The sequence below is a fragment of the Paenibacillus sp. 1781tsa1 genome, assembly GCF_024159265.1.
Classification (GTDB): domain Bacteria; phylum Bacillota; class Bacilli; order Paenibacillales; family Paenibacillaceae; genus Paenibacillus.
Genome location: NZ_JAMYWY010000001.1, coordinates 4180866 through 4206392, shown reverse-complemented (window position 1 = coordinate 4206392; position 25527 = coordinate 4180866). Strand labels below are relative to the sequence as shown.

At 36.8% G+C, this 25527-nt stretch carries 22 protein-coding genes; 1 reads left to right on the top strand and 21 read right to left on the bottom strand.

Annotation, left to right across the window (positions count from 1 at the left end):
* Positions 1 to 375: 375 nt before the first annotated feature.
* The 3 genes from NKT06_RS18885 to NKT06_RS18875 all read right to left on the bottom strand — a co-directional run bounded on the left by NKT06_RS18885 (position 376) and on the right by NKT06_RS18875 (position 3002).
* On the bottom strand, positions 376 to 1041 hold the full coding sequence (locus NKT06_RS18885) for a DUF3800 domain-containing protein (protein ID WP_253437898.1): 666 nt from the start codon (positions 1039 to 1041) through the stop codon (positions 376 to 378).
* A gap of 72 nt (positions 1042 to 1113) precedes the next feature.
* A complete protein-coding gene (locus NKT06_RS18880; RefSeq protein ID WP_253437895.1) occupies positions 1114 to 2625 on the bottom strand; it encodes a zinc-ribbon domain-containing protein in 1512 nt (503 codons plus the stop codon).
* Positions 2622 to 3002: a hypothetical protein gene (locus tag NKT06_RS18875; protein WP_253437891.1), complete on the bottom strand. Its 381-nt coding sequence runs from the start codon at positions 3000 to 3002 to the stop codon at positions 2622 to 2624. The genes NKT06_RS18880 and NKT06_RS18875 overlap by 4 nt, the downstream gene beginning before the upstream one ends.
* Before the next feature lie 161 nt (positions 3003 to 3163).
* Between NKT06_RS18875 and NKT06_RS18870 the strand changes: the two genes are divergently transcribed.
* The gene (locus tag NKT06_RS18870) at positions 3164 to 3634 is read left to right on the top strand and encodes a helix-turn-helix domain-containing protein (protein ID WP_253437888.1); all 471 of its coding nucleotides are present in this window, start codon (positions 3164 to 3166) and stop codon (positions 3632 to 3634) included.
* Positions 3635 to 3685: 51 nt separating this feature from the next.
* On the opposite strand, the gene NKT06_RS18865 is transcribed toward NKT06_RS18870, so the two are convergent.
* The 18 genes from NKT06_RS18865 to NKT06_RS18780 form a co-directional block, all read right to left on the bottom strand.
* On the bottom strand, positions 3686 to 4429 hold the full coding sequence (locus tag NKT06_RS18865) for a stalk domain-containing protein (protein WP_253437885.1): 744 nt from the start codon (positions 4427 to 4429) through the stop codon (positions 3686 to 3688).
* Positions 4430 to 4520: 91 nt separating this feature from the next.
* Complete coding sequence (locus NKT06_RS18860; protein WP_253437882.1) at positions 4521 to 8027, bottom strand: phage tail protein; 3507 nt, start codon at positions 8025 to 8027, stop codon at positions 4521 to 4523.
* 48 nt (positions 8028 to 8075) lie between these two features.
* Complete coding sequence (locus tag NKT06_RS18855; RefSeq protein WP_253437879.1) at positions 8076 to 14861, bottom strand: phage tail tape measure protein; 6786 nt, start codon at positions 14859 to 14861, stop codon at positions 8076 to 8078.
* Between the two features lie 81 nt (positions 14862 to 14942).
* Complete coding sequence (locus NKT06_RS18850) at positions 14943 to 15356, bottom strand: hypothetical protein (RefSeq protein WP_253437876.1); 414 nt, start codon at positions 15354 to 15356, stop codon at positions 14943 to 14945.
* A 40-nt stretch (positions 15357 to 15396) separates the two neighbouring features.
* Positions 15397 to 15885: a hypothetical protein gene (locus NKT06_RS18845; protein WP_253437873.1), complete on the bottom strand. Its 489-nt coding sequence runs from the start codon at positions 15883 to 15885 to the stop codon at positions 15397 to 15399.
* Positions 15886 to 15898: 13 nt separating this feature from the next.
* Positions 15899 to 16900, bottom strand: a complete 1002-nt coding sequence (locus tag NKT06_RS18840; protein ID WP_253437870.1) for a tyrosine-type recombinase/integrase — start codon at positions 16898 to 16900, stop codon at positions 15899 to 15901.
* 69 nt (positions 16901 to 16969) lie between these two features.
* Positions 16970 to 17395, bottom strand: a complete 426-nt coding sequence (locus tag NKT06_RS18835; protein WP_253437867.1) for a hypothetical protein — start codon at positions 17393 to 17395, stop codon at positions 16970 to 16972.
* Positions 17385 to 17879, bottom strand: coding sequence for a hypothetical protein (locus tag NKT06_RS18830; RefSeq protein ID WP_253437864.1), 495 nt, complete (start codon positions 17877 to 17879; stop codon positions 17385 to 17387). Before NKT06_RS18830 ends, NKT06_RS18835 begins: the two co-directional genes overlap by 11 nt.
* Before the next feature lie 14 nt (positions 17880 to 17893).
* Positions 17894 to 18865 carry a glycosyltransferase family protein gene (locus NKT06_RS18825; protein ID WP_253437861.1) on the bottom strand — a complete coding sequence of 324 codons (972 nt, stop codon included), beginning with the start codon at positions 18863 to 18865 and terminating at the stop codon, positions 17894 to 17896.
* Positions 18855 to 19862, bottom strand: coding sequence for a glycosyltransferase family protein (locus tag NKT06_RS18820; protein WP_253437858.1), 1008 nt, complete (start codon positions 19860 to 19862; stop codon positions 18855 to 18857). The genes NKT06_RS18825 and NKT06_RS18820 overlap by 11 nt, the downstream gene beginning before the upstream one ends.
* Complete coding sequence (locus NKT06_RS18815) at positions 19771 to 20604, bottom strand: ANP1/MMN9/VAN1 family protein (protein ID WP_253437855.1); 834 nt, start codon at positions 20602 to 20604, stop codon at positions 19771 to 19773. Before NKT06_RS18815 ends, NKT06_RS18820 begins: the two co-directional genes overlap by 92 nt.
* A gap of 52 nt (positions 20605 to 20656) precedes the next feature.
* Entirely contained in the window at positions 20657 to 21448 is a 792-nt protein-coding gene (locus tag NKT06_RS18810; RefSeq protein ID WP_253437850.1) for a hypothetical protein, read from the bottom strand.
* Between the two features lie 20 nt (positions 21449 to 21468).
* On the bottom strand, positions 21469 to 22188 hold the full coding sequence (locus NKT06_RS18805) for a hypothetical protein (RefSeq protein WP_253437848.1): 720 nt from the start codon (positions 22186 to 22188) through the stop codon (positions 21469 to 21471).
* Positions 22185 to 22655: a hypothetical protein gene (locus NKT06_RS18800; RefSeq protein WP_253437845.1), complete on the bottom strand. Its 471-nt coding sequence runs from the start codon at positions 22653 to 22655 to the stop codon at positions 22185 to 22187. Before NKT06_RS18800 ends, NKT06_RS18805 begins: the two co-directional genes overlap by 4 nt.
* Before the next feature lie 7 nt (positions 22656 to 22662).
* Positions 22663 to 23175, bottom strand: a complete 513-nt coding sequence (locus tag NKT06_RS18795) for a hypothetical protein (protein ID WP_253437842.1) — start codon at positions 23173 to 23175, stop codon at positions 22663 to 22665.
* Between the two features lie 11 nt (positions 23176 to 23186).
* Positions 23187 to 24416: an Ig-like domain-containing protein gene (locus tag NKT06_RS18790; RefSeq protein ID WP_253437839.1), complete on the bottom strand. Its 1230-nt coding sequence runs from the start codon at positions 24414 to 24416 to the stop codon at positions 23187 to 23189.
* Positions 24407 to 24832, bottom strand: coding sequence for a hypothetical protein (locus NKT06_RS18785; protein WP_253437836.1), 426 nt, complete (start codon positions 24830 to 24832; stop codon positions 24407 to 24409). The genes NKT06_RS18790 and NKT06_RS18785 overlap by 10 nt, the downstream gene beginning before the upstream one ends.
* Positions 24833 to 24847: 15 nt before the next feature.
* Positions 24848 to 25516 (bottom strand): hypothetical protein, encoded by a 669-nt coding sequence (locus NKT06_RS18780; protein ID WP_253437833.1) that lies wholly within the window; start codon positions 25514 to 25516, stop codon positions 24848 to 24850.
* Positions 25517 to 25527 lie beyond the last annotated feature (11 nt).

Here is a 25527-nt window from a genome sequence, read left to right as displayed (position 1 = left end):
ATTATGGAATGATTATACCATGCCAAATGGAGTAGGTCTACGGTATTAGAAAAGAGGGTATCTTGGAAGGGGAAATTAGGAAGATAATAAAAAGCCACCCTCAATAAGAAGGTGACTTACTTTAGATGGAAACCAGTGTAGCGACCAGAACACATCTGATTTATATGCTCAATGCTTGCACACGACTACAATGGGTTTACTCCATCAGTACTTATTATATACCCAAGACGTTAATTAAATAACAATATGCACAAAACCAATGGAGCGGTTACCATACAGGCAACTTATGTTTCAGTGTTTTAACACGACACCAGTGGGTTTACTTGTGCATATATATTATAACATTATGAAACACTTCGGTAAAGTGGAGAAAGACTATCTTGCATTAAAATGTACTACTTTGTCTGTACCAAAAGATCCTCTAGGGAAAAGTTCGATATTTGTAATTTTAGGCTTAATAATGTTATAGAAATAATCTTCATTTTTCTCATACTTTGAGTAAATTGCATTTGCAACAAAATCAGCAGCTTGAATTGCATAACTATTTTGAGATTCATAATACTTTACATCAATGTTGATATTCAGGTCTTTTTTGTAGATAAGTTCAAGTTTTATATATTCAGAGAAGGAATTTAATGAGTTAACTTTAATTGAACGTTGATCTAAATTAATAAATAAGTCTTTTGTAGATTTATTTTGTGCAATAGGAGATATCAAAATTTGCAACATATAATTGTATAATAGATTTTCATCTTGAAGTAAAGCTTTCTTAACATGAAGTTTATCTGCGACAATATACTTAATTTCAATGTCTTTAGATACAATCTTGTTCAAAAAGTAGTCTTTAATAATTTGAGTAGAGTGACTTGCTTTAATTTCATTAACATCAGAATAATTAGGAAAAGTCTCTTTTGTTTTTAAAACTGCTTTTTTAATGACATTCTTCAATGGCGAAATATTGTCTTTTACACAAATTGCGGCAATAATGAAATATCTGCCGCCAGTCCCGAGATTCCCGGATTCGTCAAAATTCAAGATCATGTGGAATCACTCCTTGCCTATATCATTATACGATAGGTGGGAGAATATTCCTACAGAACACACATTCGATTTTTACACTTCGACCAATGCAGGGGAGAGGACACCCAATTCAGTCAATCGCTCGGTGAGTATTGAGTCGATGTTTTTGAAGTCCCAATATGGGATGCGTATTAGTGGAATGTTATTGGATTTGCAGTAGTCGGTTTTTATTTTGTCCTTTTTCTGTTGGAGTTTGAATGCTTTTTCTCCACCCCAATGCATGACTGGTTTGAAATGATGTTCGCCATCATACTCAATGAGGCACTGTATTTGTTCTTGAGTGTTGAAGATTGCAAAGTCGAATGGCAAAGGTCTTATATATTTGCAGTCTGAATGCGAGTATTGGCGTTCCATTTTGATCGAATTTAAGTCCAAAAACCTTGATATATAGAGTTCGCCCTTATTGAGTTTGCAAAATGGACATCTTTTTCCACTCAAAAAGTCTGTAGGTTTAACGCTGTACAGATGACCGCAATGTACATGTAGTATTTTAATTTTATTAATAGTCCCTTTGTACTCACTCGTTACCTGATAGTCACCTTTAGTAAGATTGTATACTTCTTGTTTGAATTCTTCTGTACTCTTTAAATATTTGCCCGAACAAATGACACAACTGCTTTTACTACAAGTTCGCCTGTCAATGTTACAAATCCATTCATGTTGACATGTTGAACACTTCCACCAAGCTTTTTTACCGCTTTTGGAGGTTACTTTGTCTGGGAATAGCCCGAGCTCATCATTTCTTTCATACAACCATTCTTTTAATAGTGCGGGATATAGAGCTGAGAGCGAATTAGACTCGTTTACTCTTTTCCCATCGCAATAAGGACATCCTGCTGCATTAACTCTAACCTTTATCTTCATCAGGTATCCACTGTTACATACGTTACAAGTCCACCAAGCAGTTTTTTGGCTGCACGAATTTACTTTTTCGGGCGATAGGTTATTGTTTTTGGAATAATCCCAACTATCTATAAGATGGGGGAAGCAAACAGAAAGAGATTTGCTCTCATTCAATTTTGATTCGGCACAATAGGGGCAAGCCTTCCCACGGAATCTATTTGCAGGGCTCATAGAGTAAACAGATTTACAATCAGCGCAGATCCAATTAACTTTGTGATTACTCCCACAGCTTACTTCTGAGGGCTTCTTGTTGTTTGAATTCCAGTCCCATTCTTTAGTGAGTTGAGCTCCCGCCTTAAACTCAAACGATTTACTATAGGGAGTATTATTTTTAAGCTTATCTGCTCCGTTTTTCCAGCCACATTTTCTGCATCTGTCCAAACCATCTCCAGCATTACGTCTAGATATTATTTCATTATAAGTCCGGTTTTGAGATTCATCACCACAGATGTCACATATTTTTGTCAGTTTGCATTCGCTTGTGTCTAACAAATGTTCAATCTTTACTATAATTTTTGTGCCACGCTCCACACGAGTTCTCCCAGATTTCCTTTTGCGAGGTATAACATATCCCAACTCTTCGAAATGTTTAATGTTTTTAGCGCCAAGTGAAACTTCTACATACTTTTCTTTTATGCTCATCTACCGCCAACCTTTCCAAAGTTGAACTTATTAATCTCTAACAACAAATCACAGGGCATGAGGGAAGACCGCTTCATAAACTCAAACACCTCGTAACCTTTCCATCCTAAAACAATTTCGTACTCATATGTATTAGCCAAATCCATCTGTTCCAACATTTCGAGAATCAGATTCTTAAAGTCGTAGCTGTGAAGATTCTTGTGTTTAAACGGATTGTAGATTATATAATTCACTATTTCCTCTGCGCCGTTAGAAATCTTAATGGCTTCTTTTTCGTTTTCACCTATCGAGTGCCACACACGTCCATAATGATCTCGTACATAGTAAATATTCTCGTTAGAATCAAAAGGGGCAACATATTGGACTTTGGTTCGCATGTTATCAACTCCATTCAATTTGTTTAATGTATTGAACAACTGAGTTGATATTACTAATCTATTGAGAATTTGTCAACTATAATAAAAATGTTACTTGCATTGAACGAGGCTAGATGGTGTATAATATTGACTATAGTCAACAAAAAATGAGGAGAATGAGTTTGACATACTCAAAAATGGAACCCAAAGATTTCGGACAATTCTTGAGACATCTAAGAGGAAATCGGACACTTCGAGAGGCAGCAGAGTTGAGTGGTCTGAGCTATACCTATATCAGTATAATTGAGAAGGGATATAAGCCCGGAACTGAGAAACCTGTTAAAATAACTCCAGATGCTTTAAAGAAGATCGCTACAGCGTACAATCATTCATATGAAGACCTCTTAATTAAAACAGGATACATCGCTGGAGATATGGTTTTTGATCAAGTTGGAGAAGAGTGGGTCTACAGATATCGCACAATCGAGGAATCGGAAGAGTTGGCAGAGAAGGAAGCAAAGATAAATGAAAATGATATCGAAAAACTTCTTCTAAACAATCAATATTTGTCTTATAACGGAGTTGTGCTTTCTATTGAAGATAAACTACAAATTCTTGAAATGATTCCCGTGTTGATTTATCGTAGTAGATAAAACAAAAGAGACCTCTTTAAAAAAGGTCTCTTAGTTTGGAATATTCAACAATTAGAACATGTAAATACGAAGTAGGTCATACATAGCTGCACCATCTTTTACTAGATCAATAGCTTTCTTTCCATCATTATTTTTAATTTCTGGATCTGCACTTAAACTTTTTAGTTCGCCAAAGTAAAATCTATCTTCTTTTTGAGCCACTAAGTGTAACGCAGTCATTCCGTTTATATCCTGCAAATCTACATTTAGCGAATTGCGTTTGATCGCTTTATATGCTTCATAGTTGTTTTCATCAATGGCCATCATTAACAATGTTTGTAATGATGTACTATCTTGAGCATTGACGTCCAATGTACCATTATTCAATGCTGTACGAATCTTCTCAGCATCTAATTTACCATCAGTTGAGTAAGTTTCTTTCAAATTTTTCACCTTTTTGCTTGCAGTCGTATTTGTGTTAGTTGAGTTGCTTGGCGTGGAAGATGTGCTATTCACTGGTGGTGTAGTTGAACTAGAACTTGCTGATGAGTCCTTCAACGACACTTGAGAGCTGGTTACAGATTCAACTGAGTAACCCATGGCATTTGCTGTGTCTCGTACTGGAAGATAAAGCTTCCCATTGACGTTGAGCGGGCTTTCAGATAATTTTGCTTGAGCGCCATCCACAACAATCTTTACATTTGATTGTGTGGCTTTTAGGTATGTTGCAGCTCCAACAGCAGATCCAGCAGTTACTGCAACGCCAACTATTGCACCAAGCATAAATGTTGGCAGTTTAGATAGAATTTTCTTCATAGAAATATGTACCTCCGAATTTTTATAGTAGAATTATCCTGTATAACTAGTTAAATTATACTATATATATCGGTAGTTTAATTGGAAAAGTTTAGTTTAAATCAATGCGAGTACCGTTAATTTTAACATTTCTAGTCGAGTTAATGTTAATATCGCCGTTTTGCGCTATCTCTATGAATGAACCGGATTCAATGCCAATTTTTACTGATTTTTTAGCAAGAACATTGAACGAATCCATTGTAATGTTGATGTCACCACCATCACTTTTAATCAGTATTCCATCATCTGCGAGGTCGATACTTCTCAATCTAGCAGTATTACTTGCTTTATACTCCTGTTTGTATCCACCATTATATTTGGTATTGACCATTTTAGCTCGATCATTGGCACCGCCATCACCAGTACCAATTTTCTCTACAGGCTGAGCAGCATCACCAGAACCTTCGAAAGTGGTTTCACGTTTAATCTTCATGGTTTCTTTGGGGAGCGTATAAGAGTATGCAATAATACCTGTATTTTCAGTAGTTAAAATACGTTTTTCACTGTCCTGCCAGAATAGAAGTCTATTACGCGAGTCTTTTGCTTGTTCCTTTGCAGACACTTGTGCTGTTACATATCGCTGAAAATTATCTTGAATATCAATGTAGTCGATGTACTGACCAACATTAGCATCTTTACCAATAGTCTTTAAACGGTTTACTGTGAGGTTGTTGATGTAACCATCATCTGCAAGAATTGTGTTTACCTCTAACATTTCAGCCATCAGTTTACCAACATTGATCATATCAAAGTGATCAAGGTCAATAACACCCGCATCTGTATCTATTAATAGTTCTCCAGCTTTACCATAAAATTTAGCTTTACGTGCTTTGAGGTTTCCGAAGAGATCCACACTGAAAGCTGCATTATCGAAATCTTCTGCGCCCTCTGATATTCTTCCAGCCCACATTCCGATTTTTGGAAAAATTTTGAATACGCCATCTCCATCACGCAATGTAAGGGAAGAACCTTCAATTTCACCATTTAAGAATTTTGAGTTTTTAATCTCAGCTCGATCTGCGAAAAGGGCATTTAAGTAACAATTACCAAAATAATCCACTCTAAAGGGAGCATTGGCCCACACATCAGATCCAATACCAAGCCCGAATTCGTTAATGACGATAACCTGATTGTCATCACCAACACGCAATCTAAAGTTGCCATCCAACGATAATCCCAATACATTAGAAGTTATTCCGTTACGAATCTTATCGATGTAGAATCCTCTAGAGTTATCCATTCCTGATATGTTAGTAATAGTTCTATCATTGCAATTGCTCGAAGCATATCGATTAACATGTAGCCCAAATACGTCAGGCAGTTCTGAAGTTAATCCTAACCTTACTACAGGTCGACCGCAGCGATCATCAATCATGAGTTTTGAACCTTCGATAGTGAATACGCCTGTTGTGTCTCCAATAACCACACGTTGCCCTAAAATGATTTTACCTAGCACCATCTCAGCGATGACCCCATCAGCGGAGATGGCTGTCTCGTATTTGAGTCCACCGGATCTCGTGAGTCCCACTTGCCCGTTTGTTAAACGAAGGAATCTTAACGGATCGTTGTCATCTGAAATCGTAATTCCCTTGTTATTAATTTCTACAGTATTATTGATGCTCATGTTGATCTGATTGGTTATCTTGTTCCAAAAATTATCAAACAATTTACTCATATCAGAAGAGTCAACTACGGCTTGTCCCCATTTGGTTTTGTTAACATCAACAACTACACTAGTATTCTTTGTATCCTTTAAAAACTTCTCTAATCTCGTACTCTCATCGTTAACATTCTTAGCATTACTCAACGTTAACTTAATACTCGATCCACCAAAGTCATAGCTAATCTCACTTATCCTTGCTGTTAACTCAATCCCCAATGGCTCATATTTAACATTAACAAAGTCACCAAGGTTTAACTTTTTCCAATTGCGCTGTTCCTCAATTATCTCTAAAAAGTTAACAATATCGATCTCTACTGCTAATTGTGGAACTTGCAACTCCTTGAACTTTTCCATTGCTGCATCATATAAATCTTGCTCATCTATGTACACATCATCGCTAAAATCTTTATTGATCATATAAGGATTCAATTCATACAGTTGTTCAGGTGTAAAGTTGTTCTCCGAATCCAGCAACACTTGCAACACCTTAGTCCGATTCTGTACATCTGTAATCTGATTTAACTTATTACTTACTTCAATCTGCTTCAAGTTAATCTGATTTTCTTTATTGTCTAAACTATATCTCTCAACAATCGCATTATCATTACCAGCCATCTGATACTCTTCAATTGAAATCGTAGCAACTTGCATAAACACGCCTGTAGATGATCCATTTACGGTAATTGTGGTTGTCTCAAGATTGTTCAACTTGCCCAACATTACCCATCTACCTGATGTTACTGACTTCACAGATCCATTCAATGCAACAGTCAAGCCAGAAGAGGAGTCAACTTTAATCATTGCTACATAGTTATATCCTTTGTTCAACTTGAATGTTCTCGATGTACTACCACTATGACTGTACTTCTCGAAAAACATCTTGTCGCCAAACTGTTGAGCAAGAGTTACTTCCTGAACAACTTTTTCGTCCTGCTGTAGCTTATTCAAATCAATCTTAAGTTGATTTAATTGTGTCTCATAGCCTTCTAATTCCTCAAGATACTGTTTGAACAATCCTGTCTTACTCTCAACCAACTCTTCATAATCCAATAGCGCATGGCACAGTGAATCAGACATCCAATGACTTGGTGAAATCACTGTTTTATTGGCATCTCGTTCAAATGGATAAATCCAATATCCATAGTTCTCAATGTAGTTTTGTCCAGTTGGATTAACCTTATTGATTCCCAGTCCATCTTTGCCAGAAGCGGAGAGACGTGTGACCATTTCCTCTGAACTACGATTACGACTCATACTCTTCATCAGCTTACCATATGAAACGGTTAAACCCATGTTGATCCCAGTTAATTCTGGTTTAGTCATACTCAATGTACGAGTATCCGTATCGAATGTAACAATAGCATTATAAACTTCGGCGATAGAGTATATCGCTTCAAGTACAGTAGAAGAGGGGAACTCGAATGCTCTTTTGCTCAACTTAAAGTCTGCATCTATGTAATCTACATTCCAAATTGTATTACCTAAACGAAGCATATCTTCAATTACTTTATCTGCTCCGTATGACTCAACCTCATAACTTTTAATCAATTTATCTGATAACTCACGTACTAACGAATAACACTTGACTTCCATCACATCTGAATCATCGAGATTATCACTAATATCATTTACAATAAACCATTCAACTTTAACCCCAGTAACAACTTTGATTAAATATCGCTCTTTGATTAACTCCACATTCTTATTAGGCTTCAACTTGTGATGCTTATCAATAAAGTAGGGGAGAGAAAATGATAATTCGCTCACATCATTCAATTTAACGTTTATATTGTCATTGAAGATTTCGCTTAGTTTACTGATAATCTCACGATTGGGTTTAGCCAGAAAGTATTGTGGTTGAATAGGTTTCTTCTTACGGTCAATTTCTCCTAACATACACATTCCTTTCCGATAAATAAAAAGAAGAGAGGGTTAACCCTCTCCTTAAATCATTCTTGTTTTCAATTGTTTGTTTACTGCACCAAAGAATTTGTCACTTAAACTTTGTCCAGTATCTGTGTCTTTAGCAACGATAGTTACATTCTCAATTCTTACACTGTTGTCTGTGCTACTTGACTCAGTGTTACTCTTAGGAGATATAGAGTTTAGGCTCAAACCACTCTTAAATCTGTCAAACATGTCTCGTGCTACATTAATTATCTTCAACACGTTTGACGTGTCCGATTTGTTGAGAACCAGTTCTTTCTCATGAGCTAATAAGAACTTACCTTCCTTACCGATACCAGCAGGAGTCATACCACCAGTTTCAGCAGAGAATATCTTCTGATTCACTAAATCCTTAAAGCTACCATCTGGGAATCCATACACTGAACGCAACTGGTCATTCTTGGACTTGAGTGAGTCAAACTGTTGAGTAAGATTCTTGTACTGCGAAGACGCTTTATCAAGTTTAGACATCTCAGCCTTAATCGACTCAGCAGATTGCTTATTACTCAGATACTCAGTCCAAGCTACACGTGCAGCAGTTGTGCCTTTAATGGTTCCAGTTTGACCAGTTGAACCGTTCCCACTACTAGTACCACCGCTTCCCGGTTCAGTAGGGGAGTAGTCACCTGATTTAAACTTGTCTAAACCGGATCTGCCCAACTCAAATTGATCCAAAAGATTCTGCATCTCTTTGGATGTCTCAAATATATGAGTTTTCATGTTGGCAAATAACTTGTCATACTCACCACCAATGATTCCAAGAGTAGCAGTCACAACGATTGCATCATTACTCATCAAGCCTTGTTTGAGATTATAGAAATACTTCTGATCCTCTAAGATGTCTTTATATTTACGCTCAGTTTTCTTTTTCTCATCATCCAATTTATCAAGAGCGTCTTGATGCTGTTTATCTTCTTCATCTTTGATTTTATCGTTGTAATTCTTGTGGTCATCGAGTTGGTCTTGTAGCCCTTGTTTAACCAATTCGCGGTCACGATCACGTTGATATTTACGAATCTCCTCATCAATAGCAACGAGTTGTTCTTCTAATTCTTTACGCTTAGCTTTACCCGACATTGATGTGTCAGCAGAGAGAACATTGATTCTATCCTGTATCTTTTGACGCTCATCCATTTTCTTCGTGAGTTCTTCTGTATAGTCAGTAGATGTATTCTCACGGTCAAATGCTTTGAGTCGAGCATTAATATAATTCTCAAACTGTTTTTGTTCATCATCGATATTCTTGGTACGTTCCTCGTGACGCTCATTCTCTTTTTTAATTTCTTGATCAAGAACTTCAAGCGCCAAGTCACGTTGCTGTTCGATAACTTTTTTATATTCTTCAATGATATTGTCAGCGGCAGATTCACGCATATCTTTAAGAGTCTTATTGACATCAGCTAAGGCAGAATTTGTACCTAATAAAGACAAGTTGAGTTCTTGAAGTTTGTCATTGTAGTAAGCAGTCAACTCAGCGTTTAATTTATTGTTGGTTAACAGTGATTTAACATAGGCAATTTCTTTAGCAATAACGGAGCTCTTGTTCTCAAGCAGGGGAATTTGGCTACGCAACTCTTTGTTGTATTCAACAGTACCTTCAGTCAGTAGGTTTAAGTTAGCATCTGACAACGCCAGTGAGTCATCGTTCGCTTTTACTTGCGTTTCATATGCGGCAATTTGACTATCAAAAATACTCTTACGTTTATCATCAATCTGTGACTGATAATCCCACCATTTAGCACTATTCTCAGCAAGTTTAGCATCGTATTCGCCCTGAGTGATTTTTTTATCAATCAACTGTTTGCGAATATCTTTACTTTGTTGCTCTATCAACTTCTGCTCTTGTTGAAGTAAACTGCTCTGAGACATTTCTTCTTTACGCCATTCAGGGCTGTCTTGTGTATAACGGCTTTGCTTGTTAGCAGACAGTTCGCGTTTGGATTGAAGTTTTGTAATTTCATTGTCGGTTTTTGTTACATATGCATCAATAATATCAAGACTCTGCTGATACACTTCGGCAGTCCACGCAGATAGATTGAGCTCTAAGTCACGTACAGCGTCATCGATTTCTTTTTGGGTGGCTTTAACAACCTCAGTTTTAACTTTACCATCGGAACTAGTAGTCGCAGTCTTTGTAACAGATGTATTTGTATTAACCGATGGAGTGGAAGCTGATGTAGATTCGCCAACACCATTAATACGTCTAGCACTACGGTATTTTGGCCCCCAATAACTGTTGTCTAGACTCTGTTCACTAAGTCCACTTTTTGTACCCATTTGAATAAACTTACCGTTACCAGTATAAATACCAACATGAGAAGCTTCGTAGCCTTTTTTGGTTTCGAAGAAAATAAGGTCTCCCTTTTTCAAATCCTTTTTAGCTACAGCCGTACCTTGTTGGGATTGTTGAGCAGCGGTGCGAGGAAGAGTAATATCCATGAACTCTTCAAAGAATTCCTGTACGAACTGGGAACAGTCAGCAAGAGCACGTTTCTTGAACTCTTCAAAAGTCCCTTTGAATTTCCCGCCAATTTGTTGATATTTGAATTGACCTTGCATACCAAGTGCTGCACTAAGCATTGTGTCTAACTTTGTACCAGATCCATTAGAAGAGGAGGTAGAAGAAGATGCATCTGAAGTAGTATCACTTGCTGAGGTAGTTGTTGTCGTCTTAACTTTAGTGGAAACTAATTCAGAGGGGTTCTTAAGAGCTTTTTTGGCTAAAGCAATTTGATCTTCAGTGAGTTTCTTTTCTTTTTCTAAACTGGCAATATACTCTTTAGAACCCTTAACCATTGTGTTGCGCTCATTTTGAACTTTTTTGATTGCATCAGCCAATTTAATAAACTGTTTCTGGGTTTCCGTTAGGATCTCATTGGTATCTGTATATGATTGATTCGACTTATCATTGGATTTAGTTGCATCCTGTACAGCTTTATCGCCATTCTCAACCATTTGCTTGGTGTCAGAACCAATACTCTTCCAAGTCTGTAGTGTTGCAGTTAACTCAGCCAATTTTTCTTTTTCATAAGTTAAGTCAGCTTGTTTGCCACCAGCAGATCTAACAGCGCCCATTCTGGATTCAGTCTTAATATCTTCTAATGGATCTTGTCCAGCAATGTCTGAATAGTCTTCTTTCATCTGATCAATGAGTTTCTGCCGCGCGCTCATCTCTAATTCAACAGCCGCAATTCTTTTCATCGAAGCTTCGATAGCTATTTCTGTTTTCTTAATCTCTGCATTGATAAACTCTGTTTTCTCTTCTTTTTTTGCTTTTATGAATTTTAAAATAGAATCTTTACTTAGACCAGTGATCTTAATAAAGTCACCATATTTTTCATTCATTTTCTTGATAGTGTCAGCAGAAAGTGTATTCTTTTTGGCGAGTTCAGACTGAGCTTTATTTAAAAGTTCAACTTCCTCTTTGGAATTAGTAGCCCAAACTGATAGTTCATCAAGTTTCTTAGACATTTCACTAACTTTTTGTCCTGTTTGATTAGCTGAATCTCCTAATCCATCTACAGCATCCTCAGTATTTTCAACACCCTCAACTACTGGAGCATAGTCAACTTGAGATATAGCGGCACCCATATTTCTATAGGATTCAGCAGTTAAGTTTGCTACACCCGGTAGGGACTCTAAGAGTTTCATTCCTTGTTCAGCATTCTTTATGTTGCCACTTTGAACACCCTGAAAAACTTGACCGATATTATTTTTAATCTGATCAGCAGGTATTTTGCTTTCAGCAGCAGCCTGAGCATAAATATCAATAAATTTGCGAGTCATTCCACTTATCTTGACATTGTTTCGTTCCTGCTCATCAACGTATTCTTGACCAGCATTTTTAAGAATTAGTGCTTTTTTATTTGTATACTCTTGAAGTTTAGTGTTAGTTTCATCATATGCAGATAATTCTTCTTGTAATGCTTTAGCTGCATTCTGAGCGTGACGACTATTTGCATCATATGAAGGATCTGATGTGCTAGTTTGACTAAGAATCTTTGTTCGTAAATCATATTCTTCTTGTGCTGCTTGTTTACTTTTTTCTAAAGCAATTAATTGTTCTTTGTACTTAGAAATATTACTTTCAATGTCTCGTGAGTTTGCAGCGTATTCAATTTCAGCGCGATCACGTTCTATCTTTAGTTCTGCTTCTTTGAGTTCAATTGCGGATTTTATTGCTTCATTGTTTTCTTGAATAGATTTGGTTTGTCCATCTATTCCTTGAACAGTGATTCCATATTTTGAAGAAAGTTCACTTTCGATTTGGGCCAATTTTGATTTTTCATCATAATTCAAACTGGTTTTCTTGGAGAGTGAATCGTACTCTTCTTGGAGTTTTTTAAGATTAGCTAGATCATATTGCTTCTCATTTAATGCTTCAGTTTTGTCGGTGAAATCCTCGGTTGCTTGAGTGGCATCAGAGAAGAGACCAACAATACCTTCAATAGCCCAACCCAATGCAGCAAAAGCGGCACCGATTCCTGTTGCAATCATGAGACCACGAAGAGCAACTTTAGCAATATTAGCAGCCCCGGATAATCCCATAAGCGATAGTTTAGATGCAATGGTAGACAAGGAAAATCTATTTAAACCTGCTGAAGCAGTACCAGTTTGAATAGTGAGTCCAAACATAGATGCAATAGTCTTAGTCATTTCAATGATTAGCATACGGAATCCAAGATGGAGACCTAGAAGGGCAACACTAGCTACGCCGAAGATTACAGGGAGCGCTCCAACTACATCGACCACTTTAGCAACACCGTTCAACATGGAAGCTATGAGGGAGGTAAGAGTTACAATTGAGTCGGAGATTATTGCATCTCCAAAGGCGAGGGACATAGTTTCCCATGCAGTTTTCATTTTCTGGATACGCGCTTCGAGTGATGCCATATATTTTTCGTTTTCGCGTGTAGCTGAACCTTGAGAATTAAGGGCTGTTTCTGTAGCTTGAACAGAAATGTCATAATTTTGCATTAATGCTAAAAATCTAGTGAGCTGATATCGACCAGCGAGATTTACGGCAGTATTTTGTTGTTGCTCCTTAGATAGTCCATTCCATTTTCCTGCTAAATCATCAAGTATATCTGAGACATCTCGAACCTCACCGTTCATTTCACGCATTGATACACCTACGCCCTTAAGCACATCTTCAGACTTAGCCATTGATGTGACACGAGAGTAGATACTCTTTAATGAGTTACCTACTACAGATCCACTTTCACGCGTTGCAGTGGTAATTGCCGCAGTGTCTCCAATCAATTTTTCCATAGAAATTCCGAAGGTATTTGCACTGGCTCCAGCTCTAGTCAATGAAAGAGCTAAGTTCTGCGTCGTAACCGCATAGTTGTTGTCTACTTCATTTAACTTATTCGCAATTTCAATACTCTTTCCAGCTTCAACATTAAATATTGTCATTGCTGCCGTTAATGTATCCACCGATTCCTGTGGTGTTAACTCAGAGATGTTCTGCAATAGCGTTGTTGTCTTTGCAAGGTTCATCGTCTGATCTTCATCGAATCCCATCCTCGCAAATCCAATAGCATTCTCATTTACTTCTGTAATACTTCTACCTAACTCATTTGCCAATTGAATGCTTCGACTCAACATGCCCTCAAAGTCTGTCGACTCATCCATTACACGTTTCAATTGAGTCATCTGACTATCTACTTGCACGACCACACTAACCATGTCTCTCAATGCTCGTGTAATCATATATACAGATGATGTTGCACCTGCCCACATAGCTACCTTGGATGCTGCATCACCAAAACGTTGTCCTAGTGTCCTAGTTTCATTACCAGCTAATTTAGCCTGAGATGTAATCTGTGTTAATTTAGTTTGCAACTCTGTCAATGCATTCTTATAATTGCTTACTTTCGATACATTGCCCAATTGTGCATTCAACGCATTTAGCTCAGCGACAGCAGATGAATTTCCCTTAAACCTAGCCTGTGCTGCTGTAATCTTCGCTTGCATATCAGCAACAGCTTTTTGCCTGTTTAGATTTTCTGTAATTGCTGCTGAATGTGCCTTATCTAATGCATCACGATCACGAGCAATTTTCTGTTCTTCAGCAAACCTCGTTTTTAACTGATTAACAAACTGCTGATTGCGCTGTTCTTCTTCTTTAAGGCTCTTCTCAGCCAAAGCCTTACGTGTAGCATATTCTTGTTGAGCAGCTTGTTCACGTTGCTTATTTATCGCTTGCTCTTTTTGTAATGCATCTTGCTGTTGTTTGAGATAGTCAGTTATCTGACTGTAATTCTTGACATTACCTTCATTATCAACATTGACACTAACTTGTTGACCAGTCTGATTCTTATATTTATTTGTAGTACTATTGATTTCGCCAAGCTTATTCTTGTTGGCTCTAGTTCTAGCTAGGGAATACCCGTCTAATTCTTTTTCAAGTTGTTGTAGAGTTTTCTTTTGTTCTGAATAAGCTTTTGTTTCTTCGTTAATCTTCTTCGTTGTCTGCGTGATGATTGAACCATTTGCTAATTGTTTCTGAGTTACTTTCTCAATTGAACCATCCAACATCTTAGTTGTCTTAACTGACTCACTAATTACCTTTTGTTGCTGCTCTAATGCAGTACTCAGTACTTTGCTAGCAGCTACAAACTCATTCATCGATTTAATAAATGATTTATCGATATCCACTTTCAAATTCAAAGATTTGAGAGAGGGATGTTTAGCTAAAGCTTTAATTTCATCGTTGATATTCTTAACGCTGGAACCCATGCTGAGACCAGCTTCAATCAAAATCTTCAAATCAGTCATAATACTTAAATCACTTCCTTTTTGCTTCTAATATCTAAAGAGAAATAAAAAAGAAGCGATTCAAATGATCGCTTCTCAATGTTACTCATATTCAATTTGTTCAACCAGTTCACAGACCATATCATAAACGTCTGCTTCATCGCCCTTAAATGTAGAAGGGGAATGATTGAGGACACTGTCTTTAATGGACAACAGCATTTCTCTATTGTTAATATCCTGTGGAATCTCAAATTCCTCTTCGTAAAATTCATTGATATCTTTGAGCCAAGCCGATTTATCTTTGATCAAAACTTCTTCACCCTTTTGGACGGGCTGATTATTCTCATCATAAACGATGTGCTGTTTATTGATTTCAACGGTTTCATTTGCTATTTCTAAGATTCTATTCTTCAATAGATTTTTAAGTCGTGTTCTCATTCGACTTGGTTTTCGTTCCAACTCAAGAGAATGGAGGAACTCGAAGAACTTCTCCACTTGATTGTTCTTGATTATCATTTATCTGCTCCCTATATGTTCAAATGAAATGGTAATTTTACTAGAACCGTTTATATGTAAATGGGATAACCTTATCTCTAATTTGTGACTGCATCAAATGATCGTATACTCCTATACCTGCACCACTGGTGTCAATATGGACAAAGTCAATATTTTTACGTGCCACATGATAAATAATAAACTCAGATATAGATTTGCTACTCTGGTTGTCTGTCTCAGTGAGTGAGGTGGTCTGAATGGTCTTATTTTCTATGTCTTTAATAGTGACATTTGTTTTTCCTCTTCCGTAATCGACATCCATAGTCACATTCGATTTTTGAATTGGGACAGATATACATTTTGAATGGCTTATGGTGGAAGTGATTTGGGGGAGTAGATGAGGCGAGGGGACAATACTAGGCGATGAGAAGGGAAAATATTTCTTCATGTCAATGACCAACTGATTAATATGTTTCTCCATTTTTAAGTTGAATTCCAAAACTTCCTCTGGTGTACCTTCAACTTCAATTCCGTGAATTTTGGCTTTCATTTAAACCTCCAATTTAGAAAATCTGATTCTTTTCTTCTTCGAAATCTCTCAAGTCATAAATTTGTGTTGTTGAAATATCATTGTGATGGGCGACATATTTAGATACCAAATGCATCGGCACACCAGATTCTAACAAATATGTGATACATGAGTTTTTAAATATATGTACGTTAATTCTACGCTCTAACATGTCTGATAACACATTGGTACAGAAATCATTGGCCCATGCTGAAGACATCGCTTTTATTTCATTCCCATATCTAGTTGTGAAAACATAATCGCTTTCGTAACCGCGTGTATCAATCCATTTTTGCCAATATGGTAAAACCTCTAATGGAACCATATACTCTAGCGGCTTACCATCGGTTGAAGGACCCTTGCCGCGAACTACGTGAGATAGTACATAGTTCTGGCCTTCAGGAACTTTATAGTCCATGATTTCCGATTTAAACTGAATGATCTCTGAACGTCTAGCACCTACAAGGAAAGCTGTAGCAAGCCATGCCATACCTAGCCAGTTTTGATCTTCTTCAAGAATCTTCATCATTGAGTCATATTCATCTTTTGTAACTTTTACCTTCTCATAAACTCTATTCCGCGCTATAGCAGGGAGTCCACGAGTAAAGTTTCTAAAGCCTTTATAATTTTCTTCTTCATCTGCGATAATATTTTCAATGTGGTTACAAAGGCTAGATACAACAGATTTTCTTAGGCTAATAGCAGAGGAAGACATTTTACGATTGTCACGTATGAAACTCAGATATCGCAAGAAATCACGTTTGGTGATCTTATAAAATGGTTTGTCATTCATTGAACTAAAAAGATACCAGCCAAATTGTCGAAGCACACTTGTATATTGCTTTCTTGAAGCTGGGGAGAGATCTTGTACGGAGATAAATTCATCTACAATTAATCTATAATCCTCATTTACTTGTAGCCACATTTCTTCTGTTACTTCTGCTTGTTTCTTTGCTGGTTCACGCAATGTGTTTTGCTTAACTTCTTTTTTACTCAATTAACATCATCCTTATGTATATTGATCGTAACTTTCCAATGCCATAAATAACACGCTCCCTGTGTTTTATTATTTTAGTGTAATTCCTTGACGCTTAAGCCCAGAATAAAGTGCCGCTTTGTGAGCACCAGTGTTCCTCAACTCTTCTCGTGTTGCCTCAGTGAATGGACGTGGGACACCTGCATACTCAAATCCGTATTGGTAATTCTGGCCCGATTCCACGACTTCAGCAACATTCCTATCTCCATCTGAACGAATATTTTCAACTACTAGAGTAGTGTCATTAATCAATTCAGACTTCATGCTTTCCTCACTACCTAATAATCCAGTCCGTGAATACATAGTCGGTTCATACACATCATAGACTTCTTCTTTTACTTTTTCTTTTTGAATTTGCTTAACTGTCTTAGCTACATCATCACTCAATGCTTTTGCAATAGGTTGCTTCAACTTTTGAAGAAACTTAATCAAATCCTGTTGTGTTTTAACTTGCATCTGAAATTTCCTTTGAAATATCCTGTGCTTGTGCAACTGAAGCCACAGCCATTTCAGCAATTACTTTAGCTGCTTGCTGTTGAGCTGCTTTGAATCTCTGCTCTAGTTTGTCTAGTTCTTCTTTTGGGAATGAGTTAATTACTTCATTAGTGATTCCATTGTCCATAAACTTTCTTGAAATCTCGATCAGACTACCCAAACTCATTTTCTTCGGAAATGGAAGGTCAGTGAATTTCTTCATCACCAATACATTAAATAGACTTAGAGTTCCACGAATTAACACATCGTCTAGTTCCGTCTGAGTTCGCAATTCCTCAACGAGAGCGATGTATTCTGTTACTGCATCTTCCATCAACGACTCACGAAAAAATGTATGTACGTTTACCTCATAATTTTCAGAAGTTACATAGATTGTTTTGCGCTGATTATTCTTGTTATCAACCGTATTAAGTTTTGCCAGTGTAAGCTTATTTGATTTTGCCATTTATTCATCTCCCATTATGGTTTGTAACCATGATACGCATTGATAACTTGTTCAGCTCTCAAATTGTAGTTGTGATACTTGTACACGAAATCTTGTGCTTTTTTAGCTTTCTGTTCTCGTTGTCTGTCTGTCATGCTCAATACTTCATCAATCATCAATAACATCTCATCAGTATTCTTGGGTAGATAAACATGATCATGGAATAGATATTGTTGGGCAGGGGTGAAAGGGGAGATTAGAATGCCTCCTCCAATTCCTAAGCTTTCCGCAGGTCTCATTGATGTTTGAGTTATAGACTTATCATCTAAATTTTGTCCTAGAATTATCTTGCTAGAGGAATATAGATAAGGTAAATCCTCATATGCACCATATCCTTTGTAGGTGAAGGGATGACTCAACAAATTTACATCACGATTAGTATCCATCCACCATTCATTGCCAAATATACTCACATCATAGCCCCGTTCTACCACTGGCATAATAAAGTTTCGAGTTTGTCCAAATCTGCGCTCATAGTTATTAGCAATAAGCACAATATCTCTTTGGATTCCCGAATCTGTATTTTTGTGGAACTCAGGATTGCATCCAAATAACATCAACTCTGCTTGCTTACCTTTGTTCCAATAGTTAGGAAGACATTCAGCAGTTGTTGTAAAAATATAATCAGCATAATCAGACCAATAGTCACCTATCCAATGATCAAACGGAGTATCTTCAATCGAAAAGAATACGTGAAATATTCCTTTTTCTTTGGTGTGCTCAAATATGCCTTCAGCAAAGTTAGCGAAACACTCAGAAAATACAATATCTACATGATTGTTCTCTATGTATTCTTTAAATAACTCAACCTGAACTTCCTTATCTTTGTCCCACAATTGATATTTGCCATCCATAATATGTACTTCGTGTCCAAGGTTATTAAATCCTGAAGATATACCAAATTTTATCAATGCACTGTTATTTGTGAATAAAACTTTAAGACCCAATGACAACACCACTTTTCAGTGAATATTCCTCAATTGCTTTCTCAATCTGCATGAACCGTACTTCCCAAGTGTTATCAGAAGCAATTCGCTTAGCTTCTTCCTTAAACCCTATTTCTTTGGATTTAGCAATTGCCTCATCTACCTTAACTAAAAACTCTTCATCATTGTCTGCCGTAAGTACTGCTGATGGATAAAGGTCTGTTTCATGCCATTTTGTTGCTACAGTAATCGCTCCCGCAGCCAAGTGTTCGTACATCTTAACCGGAGAGGCTGATTGAGTAATGTTTGTTTTTGTATTAAATGGAATAAGACATACATCTGCATGCGCGTAATAGTCATATAACTCATCATGGTTCTTGCATCCCAAGTTAATAACATTCGATGGACATTGTTTACCAAACTCCAGTCCTACAAATACAGTAGGATATTTTTCGGCTACTTTCTTAATCAGATATGTACTCGTCCATGAACCAAGAGCTCCAACAAAGGCTACGATAGGGCCATCAATATCTTCATATTCTTTCGGTCTTTTGGAAGGTTTATTGATATATTCAGATGGAGCAGCATTACGTACCAGATGTACGTTCCCATGCATTTTACTTCGAATATCATATAGTCGTTGACTTGAAGTGAGCATAATGTCCGCACTGTCTACGGCAAACTCCTCATATTGCTCCCAATCTGGAAATTCATCGATACTGTCATAAATTTTAATTTTCGCGTTTACTTTATCAAAGTGTTCGGCTGACTTTGCCCATGTAGCATAGGCCACATCGATTTTATATTTACCGTGTTTAACATCTTTCATAAACGATTCGAAACTATGAATTACATAAATATTAGGTTCAACTTCTTCAATAGGTTTGTCAGTTTGAGTATTGTTACAAAAGTAAACTGTCCATCCGTTACGTGCGAATTGAGAAAGGATCTGTTGTGGACGTTGCTTTAAAAATTCCCAGTTCAGGACGGGAAAGTAGAGTATCGTTTTTTGCTTCATTCATAAACTCCCTTAATTGTTGTTCAGACATAATGTGCTGACTATAGGCAAACAAATCGCAAAAAAGCTCAAAGCCATTGTCTTGAGCCATCTTACAAAAATATGCGTCTTCGCCTTGTGGATGAAATCCGTATTTTATAGACTTATAAACTGATTTATCCAATAAAATGACCGCTCCCGTTAAATCTACTCGTTGCAATTTTGAGCAGAGTAGGGTGGGGGCAGTCTTTACATGATAGTTAGTAATGTGTCGATATTGCCCTTTATCATCCAACTGCATGATATTTGGATACATGTACGGCTTTTCTTTATTGGTCAAATATCCATTGTAAATTAGTGCAGATATAATCTTTTTGCCGTGTTTAAGCAGTTTAGTAATTACATCGGATTCAACAAGGATATCTGTATCAATAAAGATTAGTTTATCAGTTCTAGTTTTAGTCATAATGTAATTCTTTAAATTGCTCAAATGCTTATAGATATGTTTGTTTCTTACGGTAAATTCACGTTCATCTTCTGGTGTTCCATTATTGATTACATCAATTCGAATATTGTTGTACAAACCCTTATTGCCTTTTTTAAATTCTGTCAGCAACTCAAATGTTCTGTCTAAACTATCATTGACAACGAAATGTAGATCAATTAAAGATTTAGGATAATTGATCTCAAATATTTTCAGTAAGTATTGGGGCAGTATCCATTCTCGATTACGGACTGGTGCAGCAATTGTTATTGTCTTCATATTTACTCCTAGAAAAAATAAGGGGTAAAGCATTAAGCCTCACCCCTTAAAATTAGTCTTTATAGATAATTTCATCTTTCATAACTTCAATACCATTAATTCGAACAGGGAACAAATCAAACACCAGAGTTAAGGATGCTGGATCTCCTGTAGGAGAATATGTGACAGTGAAGTTTGGTTGCAATTTTGCTTTGTAATAAATTTGTTGAGAAGAGGTAATATCGCCACCAATCTCTTCGGCATACACAGTATCGCCAATGAGCTTAACATAACCCGGGAAACCTTTAGTGGTATAAGAAAGCTTGGCAGCATTTGCTACAGCGAATTGATAGTAAACTTCAACATCTTCACCAATATTAGATGTGGATGTGCTTGCAAGTTTCACTACACTGCCCGTCACAGAATCAATCTCTTGGATATCTGTTTTAATACCACCGATATACGAGAATACGCTAACTGTACCTGCTCCACCAATCGGAGTCTTAGTGAGAGTTACTTGTTTGCCTCCACTGCCATCATCTTCGACAGTCAGTACCTCAGATTTATTGATGTTCTGAGCGCCGTGTTGGATTGGCTCTCCTGCAAGCATCGCCAAGTGCTGGAATGTAAAGACTTGTGTTTCGACTGTCAATGTAGAGTCTTTGTCCCCAGACCAAGAGTGACGTTTTGGGTTTCCATCTCCACCGCGACTATATACAGTTTCACCAGTCCACTCATTGCTAGTGGTGGTGGCATAATCAAATGTCATAATTGGATCAAGCACATTGGGTGTACTAGAAACATAATTGAAGATTTGTAAGTTAAGATTGTTACGTGAACCGTAACGATCAAGATGTAGTGCCATTAAAAAACCTCCGTATTAAATTATAATTTTGTTTTTTTGATCCATTCAGGAAGTTGATCGTCTTTTCCTAAGTGTCCGTTTGCCCACACGGGCAGAATACGATCAAAGCTATCTTTGGTAGTTAATCGTTCGAACTGTTCATACACTTGGTAAATAGTCAGATTCTTAACGTTGAAGATATCTATTCCATTTCCGTTGGCAGCACAAAGAATAGAGAGGATGTCTTTAAAATCAAGTCCATCATCCTGTTTCTTTTGTTTTAGTTCGAACATCATCATTTTTTTCAACATCTCTTTGGCTTTACTGCTTGTTGTATTGAGTTTCTCAGATTCAGCCTTGCTACAATTCAATTGCTTAATTACGTCTGCAATTTCTAAATAATTCTTTCTAGAAATTAATACTCTATCTTCTAGCATGAATGCTTGATAAATGGGATCAAATTCAACTTCGCCATGAACGAAAAAACTTAGTGAGCTTGCAATGTGATTCCTTATTGCTTCTTCACTGGTTAGTATCTCAAAATCATCTTGTTCGGAAATCTCGTTAATTGCTTCACTTGAAACTCCAAATAGATCAGACAGTATTATATTTTTATCAAAAGAACATAGCGTAAGCTTTATCATGTAGTCCTGATACCCAACCAAAGAGATATCATTAACCGTAGGTGAGAAAATTCTCAAACCAGAATCCAAAGCATAGGGGTTACCCAAGAACAAAGCTAACCGATCTACTTCTATCAATTGAAATCACACACTTTGTAACTTATGTATGAGCCATGATAATCAGGATTCATGCTTAAAGCATCCATATCATAAAACTCTGCCTTACCGACACCTAAACCTTCAGCTTCATTAAATATCTCATCTAGCTTTGTGATTATATAATCAGTACGAAGACAGCCATAAGCTGTTCTAAATAGGTCTTGATGGGTAAAAACGCTAAATGTGATTAATCCACTTTTAAATGAGGTTTTAGTAGGCCGATACTTACCAAAGGAGATAGTTATATATGTCTTTTTCTGATCAGAGGTTCCGGGAATGAAGCGATGGGGGAACAGTGAACTGTAAAGTAAAGAGGCATTATCAAAGTCTGGTTGCTCAAGAAAATTTAGTTCATTATATTTCAGAGCTTTCATGATTTCATTAGAAGAAAGTATCTTGTCAATAACGGTTGTTTTATCTCTTGCTATACTCTCGAATCTAGACATAGCACACCTACTTTACAGTATAATTTCGGCGTATCTTGTAATCGAGAGGCCCAACTTCATCGACTTGACGAGTGTCGTCAAACGTAGACATAACTGTCAATAGCTGTGCTGGCGTTTGTGGTACAGTCCTGTGAATTTCTTCTCCACGACTGTTATGTACAGTGAGAATATATTCGTTACCTGTAACAATCAATTCTCCTTGCTCATAAATCACGCTAACACATTTTAAAGCATCGACGGCACTTCCTTTGTTAGTATGCTTTGATTTGTCAAAGGCAACTTTGAGCTTATTATCAGTACCAACTGAGTACACATATTCATATTGAGGATTGATTGCCACATCCAGATCTGCATCAATGATTTCAAGCGTTGGTGTTGCGCTCATTACAATGTCGCCATCTAGACCAGATGAATGTTGTTTAGATAGTGGAAGTGGAGAAAACACGAGATAGTTGTTTACTAAGCCTTCAACAAACCTCTCAGCTTTAAGTTCTCCAAGTCTTACAATAGCTTGACCCATGAACACACTCCTTATATTAGTGATTTAATTTTAATTTCTTTCTTGCCTGAAGACAGCCCATTGGTATTTTTAACATGCAAAATAACAGTACCTAATTTACGGATACTGTTTGCTTTAACTACGCATGTATTTGCTATAGGATCTTGCGAGGATATTGAGGCGAGGAGAGTAGGGGAGCCATCCAAATTTGTTAATGAAAATGAACTTTCATCAGAAATTTTAATTCCATTATTAAAGAAACTAGCCACATATGTAGACTCGCGGTTTAAGTAAATATCATTTGCTCCGTCTATTGTAGCGTCATAGTCATAATGGATGGTGGGGGCTACATAAATATTCAGTTGTTTTTCAATTCCATACGCTGAAACAGTTATAACCGTTTCACCTGATTCATGAATAGTAATAGTCCCTTGTATATCGACACTAACCAAATCAGTATTCGAACTAGAGTATTCAATTTGCGGATCAATTATTTCAGATCCGTTTCTCATTACTATAGCGTTGATTCTTGCTGATTGATGAATGCTCAGTGATAGAGGGTTGTCATTGAGGATATGTAACTCATATTTACCTAACTTGTGGTAGTCAGCAATACCCAATTCAAGATTGTCTTTGACTGGATCAATTTGATCTGACTGTAAACTCAAATTTACCAATCCATCATCGGACATATAATCTGTATCAATCACCTTGAATGCTTCGCTGCCAATAATGAAGCGTGTATCACGTTGTATTGATTGTGTTTCAACATTTTTACTCACTACAATTTGTCTACGTCCAGCAGGGAGGTTCATTACCTTATCTTCTTCAGTTCCGAAATTCGAACGGGCATTAAAGTAAAGAATAGAGGGGAAGGTTTGAATATATCCATCTTGATTAATCCATTTAAGATCAAAGTTACACTTCTCAATCTTGCCTTTTTGATAGAGTGAATTATCTTCAACATGGAGACATAACCATTGATCACCATTGCCTTGAGCGACTTTATCTCCAGCGTGGATTGTTAACCCCGGATACATGATTATAGATTTTATAGTTGGGACTTTACCGTTTGCTAATATGTGCACAGGAGAAGTTTCTGTTGAATCATTGAGGTTAATTTCTTCATACGAGAGCGAATTGAAAAAATCATTATTGATTATGTTAACATTCTGCTGCTTTTTATATTGTGGGACGGAAAAAGGGATGCTTTTAATACGAGCAGTTAAACTTTTGTAAGCAATAATTGCACCTACTTCCACTCATATGAAGAGTAAGAGTATTGAACAATAAGGTTGTTTACACGTTCCTGAATATTGTCTCTCAAATCCATCTTTGATTTTAGATTATTTGACTCAGCATATCTTTTGAAATCTGAATTATTTAAAGCCAATCTCATTTCTAAGACATTATTAACTTCCTTATCCATCCATTCAACTTTCATCATTTCGGCAAGAATCTCTTCTTCTAATTCAGAAAGAGTAATGTTAAAACACTTACTTTTTTCATCTCTGTCAAGTAGATTTTTTCTACAGTGAGTAAATTTTGCTATAGATGATTTTAAAAAGCTGAATATATAATCTTCATATGTGTCAGTTGATTCTCTAAACAATTCATCCAACATATAATCTTGAATTTTCGTGCTGAAGCGTTCATAGATATTTACAAATGGAGTCATTTAAACACGCCCATCTTAATTTTGCTCTTGGTTTGCCAGCTCAATCAAACTATTCCCAATGTAATCATCGATAGCTTTGATTTTATTGAAATCCCCAAATCGATTATCTTGAGATTTGATTCCTTGAATGTATCGTTGAATAAAAGTCTCTTTTTGAACTTTAGTCAAACCTTTTAAAACAAACATCATTTCAACGGTTGGCAAATCAACCAACTTATCAAGTCGCTCTCTGTTTAAAATATTTTCATAATCTGAATCCAGATAGAGAGCTTTAACAACGTTTTTATTCAAGATGAAGTATGCTCCGTTGCGAGTCAACTCGGGATGATTGTAGTAAATAGCTCGCAGTTCTTCGTAAGTTACGGATCGAGTAGCACCAAACTCTGGAAGGTAGAGTGGCTGAGGAGAATTACCCTTTAAGTTCAATCCGCCTTCGATCAAACTTACAATCTTAACTAATTGATTTGAGTTAATATTCAATTCTTCTTCAATATCGTAATACTCGTCTTTTACTTTTTCGACAGTCGTAGGGACTGACTGAGTCGCAACTTTGTCTTCAAGCAATTGTTTAACCATAGCTTTTAACTCTTCAATCTCAGTCGACATCTTTTCTTTTTCTAAAGAACTTTCATCTGCAACATCTTTTGCAGGTTCAGCATTGGCTGTCTTTCTCGGTGCTGCCATAAATCAAAACA

Excerpts from the sequence above, each read along its gene's own strand:
- NKT06_RS18815 (WP_253437855.1), bottom strand. The coding sequence starts at position 20,604 with ATGAAGACAATAACAATTGCTGCACCAGTCCGTAATCGAGAATGGATA.
- NKT06_RS18850 (WP_253437876.1), bottom strand. The coding sequence starts at position 15,356 with ATGATAATCAAGAACAATCAAGTGGAGAAGTTCTTCGAGTTCCTCCAT.
- NKT06_RS18855 (WP_253437879.1), bottom strand. The coding sequence starts at position 14,861 with ATGACTGATTTGAAGATTTTGATTGAAGCTGGTCTCAGCATGGGTTCC.
- NKT06_RS18820 (WP_253437858.1), bottom strand. The coding sequence starts at position 19,862 with ATGAAGCAAAAAACGATACTCTACTTTCCCGTCCTGAACTGGGAATTT.
- NKT06_RS18800 (WP_253437845.1), bottom strand. The coding sequence starts at position 22,655 with ATGTCTAGATTCGAGAGTATAGCAAGAGATAAAACAACCGTTATTGAC.
- NKT06_RS18865 (WP_253437885.1), bottom strand. The coding sequence starts at position 4,429 with ATGAAGAAAATTCTATCTAAACTGCCAACATTTATGCTTGGTGCAATA.
- NKT06_RS18780 (WP_253437833.1), bottom strand. The coding sequence starts at position 25,516 with ATGGCAGCACCGAGAAAGACAGCCAATGCTGAACCTGCAAAAGATGTT.
- NKT06_RS18885 (WP_253437898.1), bottom strand. The coding sequence starts at position 1,041 with ATGATCTTGAATTTTGACGAATCCGGGAATCTCGGGACTGGCGGCAGA.
- NKT06_RS18830 (WP_253437864.1), bottom strand. The coding sequence starts at position 17,879 with ATGGCAAAATCAAATAAGCTTACACTGGCAAAACTTAATACGGTTGAT.
- NKT06_RS18860 (WP_253437882.1), bottom strand. The coding sequence starts at position 8,027 with ATGTTAGGAGAAATTGACCGTAAGAAGAAACCTATTCAACCACAATAC.
- NKT06_RS18795 (WP_253437842.1), bottom strand. The coding sequence starts at position 23,175 with ATGGGTCAAGCTATTGTAAGACTTGGAGAACTTAAAGCTGAGAGGTTT.
- NKT06_RS18845 (WP_253437873.1), bottom strand. The coding sequence starts at position 15,885 with ATGAAAGCCAAAATTCACGGAATTGAAGTTGAAGGTACACCAGAGGAA.
- NKT06_RS18875 (WP_253437891.1), bottom strand. The coding sequence starts at position 3,002 with ATGCGAACCAAAGTCCAATATGTTGCCCCTTTTGATTCTAACGAGAAT.
- NKT06_RS18810 (WP_253437850.1), bottom strand. The coding sequence starts at position 21,448 with ATGGCACTACATCTTGATCGTTACGGTTCACGTAACAATCTTAACTTA.
- NKT06_RS18880 (WP_253437895.1), bottom strand. The coding sequence starts at position 2,625 with ATGAGCATAAAAGAAAAGTATGTAGAAGTTTCACTTGGCGCTAAAAAC.
- NKT06_RS18835 (WP_253437867.1), bottom strand. The coding sequence starts at position 17,395 with ATGCAAGTTAAAACACAACAGGATTTGATTAAGTTTCTTCAAAAGTTG.
- NKT06_RS18785 (WP_253437836.1), bottom strand. The coding sequence starts at position 24,832 with ATGACTCCATTTGTAAATATCTATGAACGCTTCAGCACGAAAATTCAA.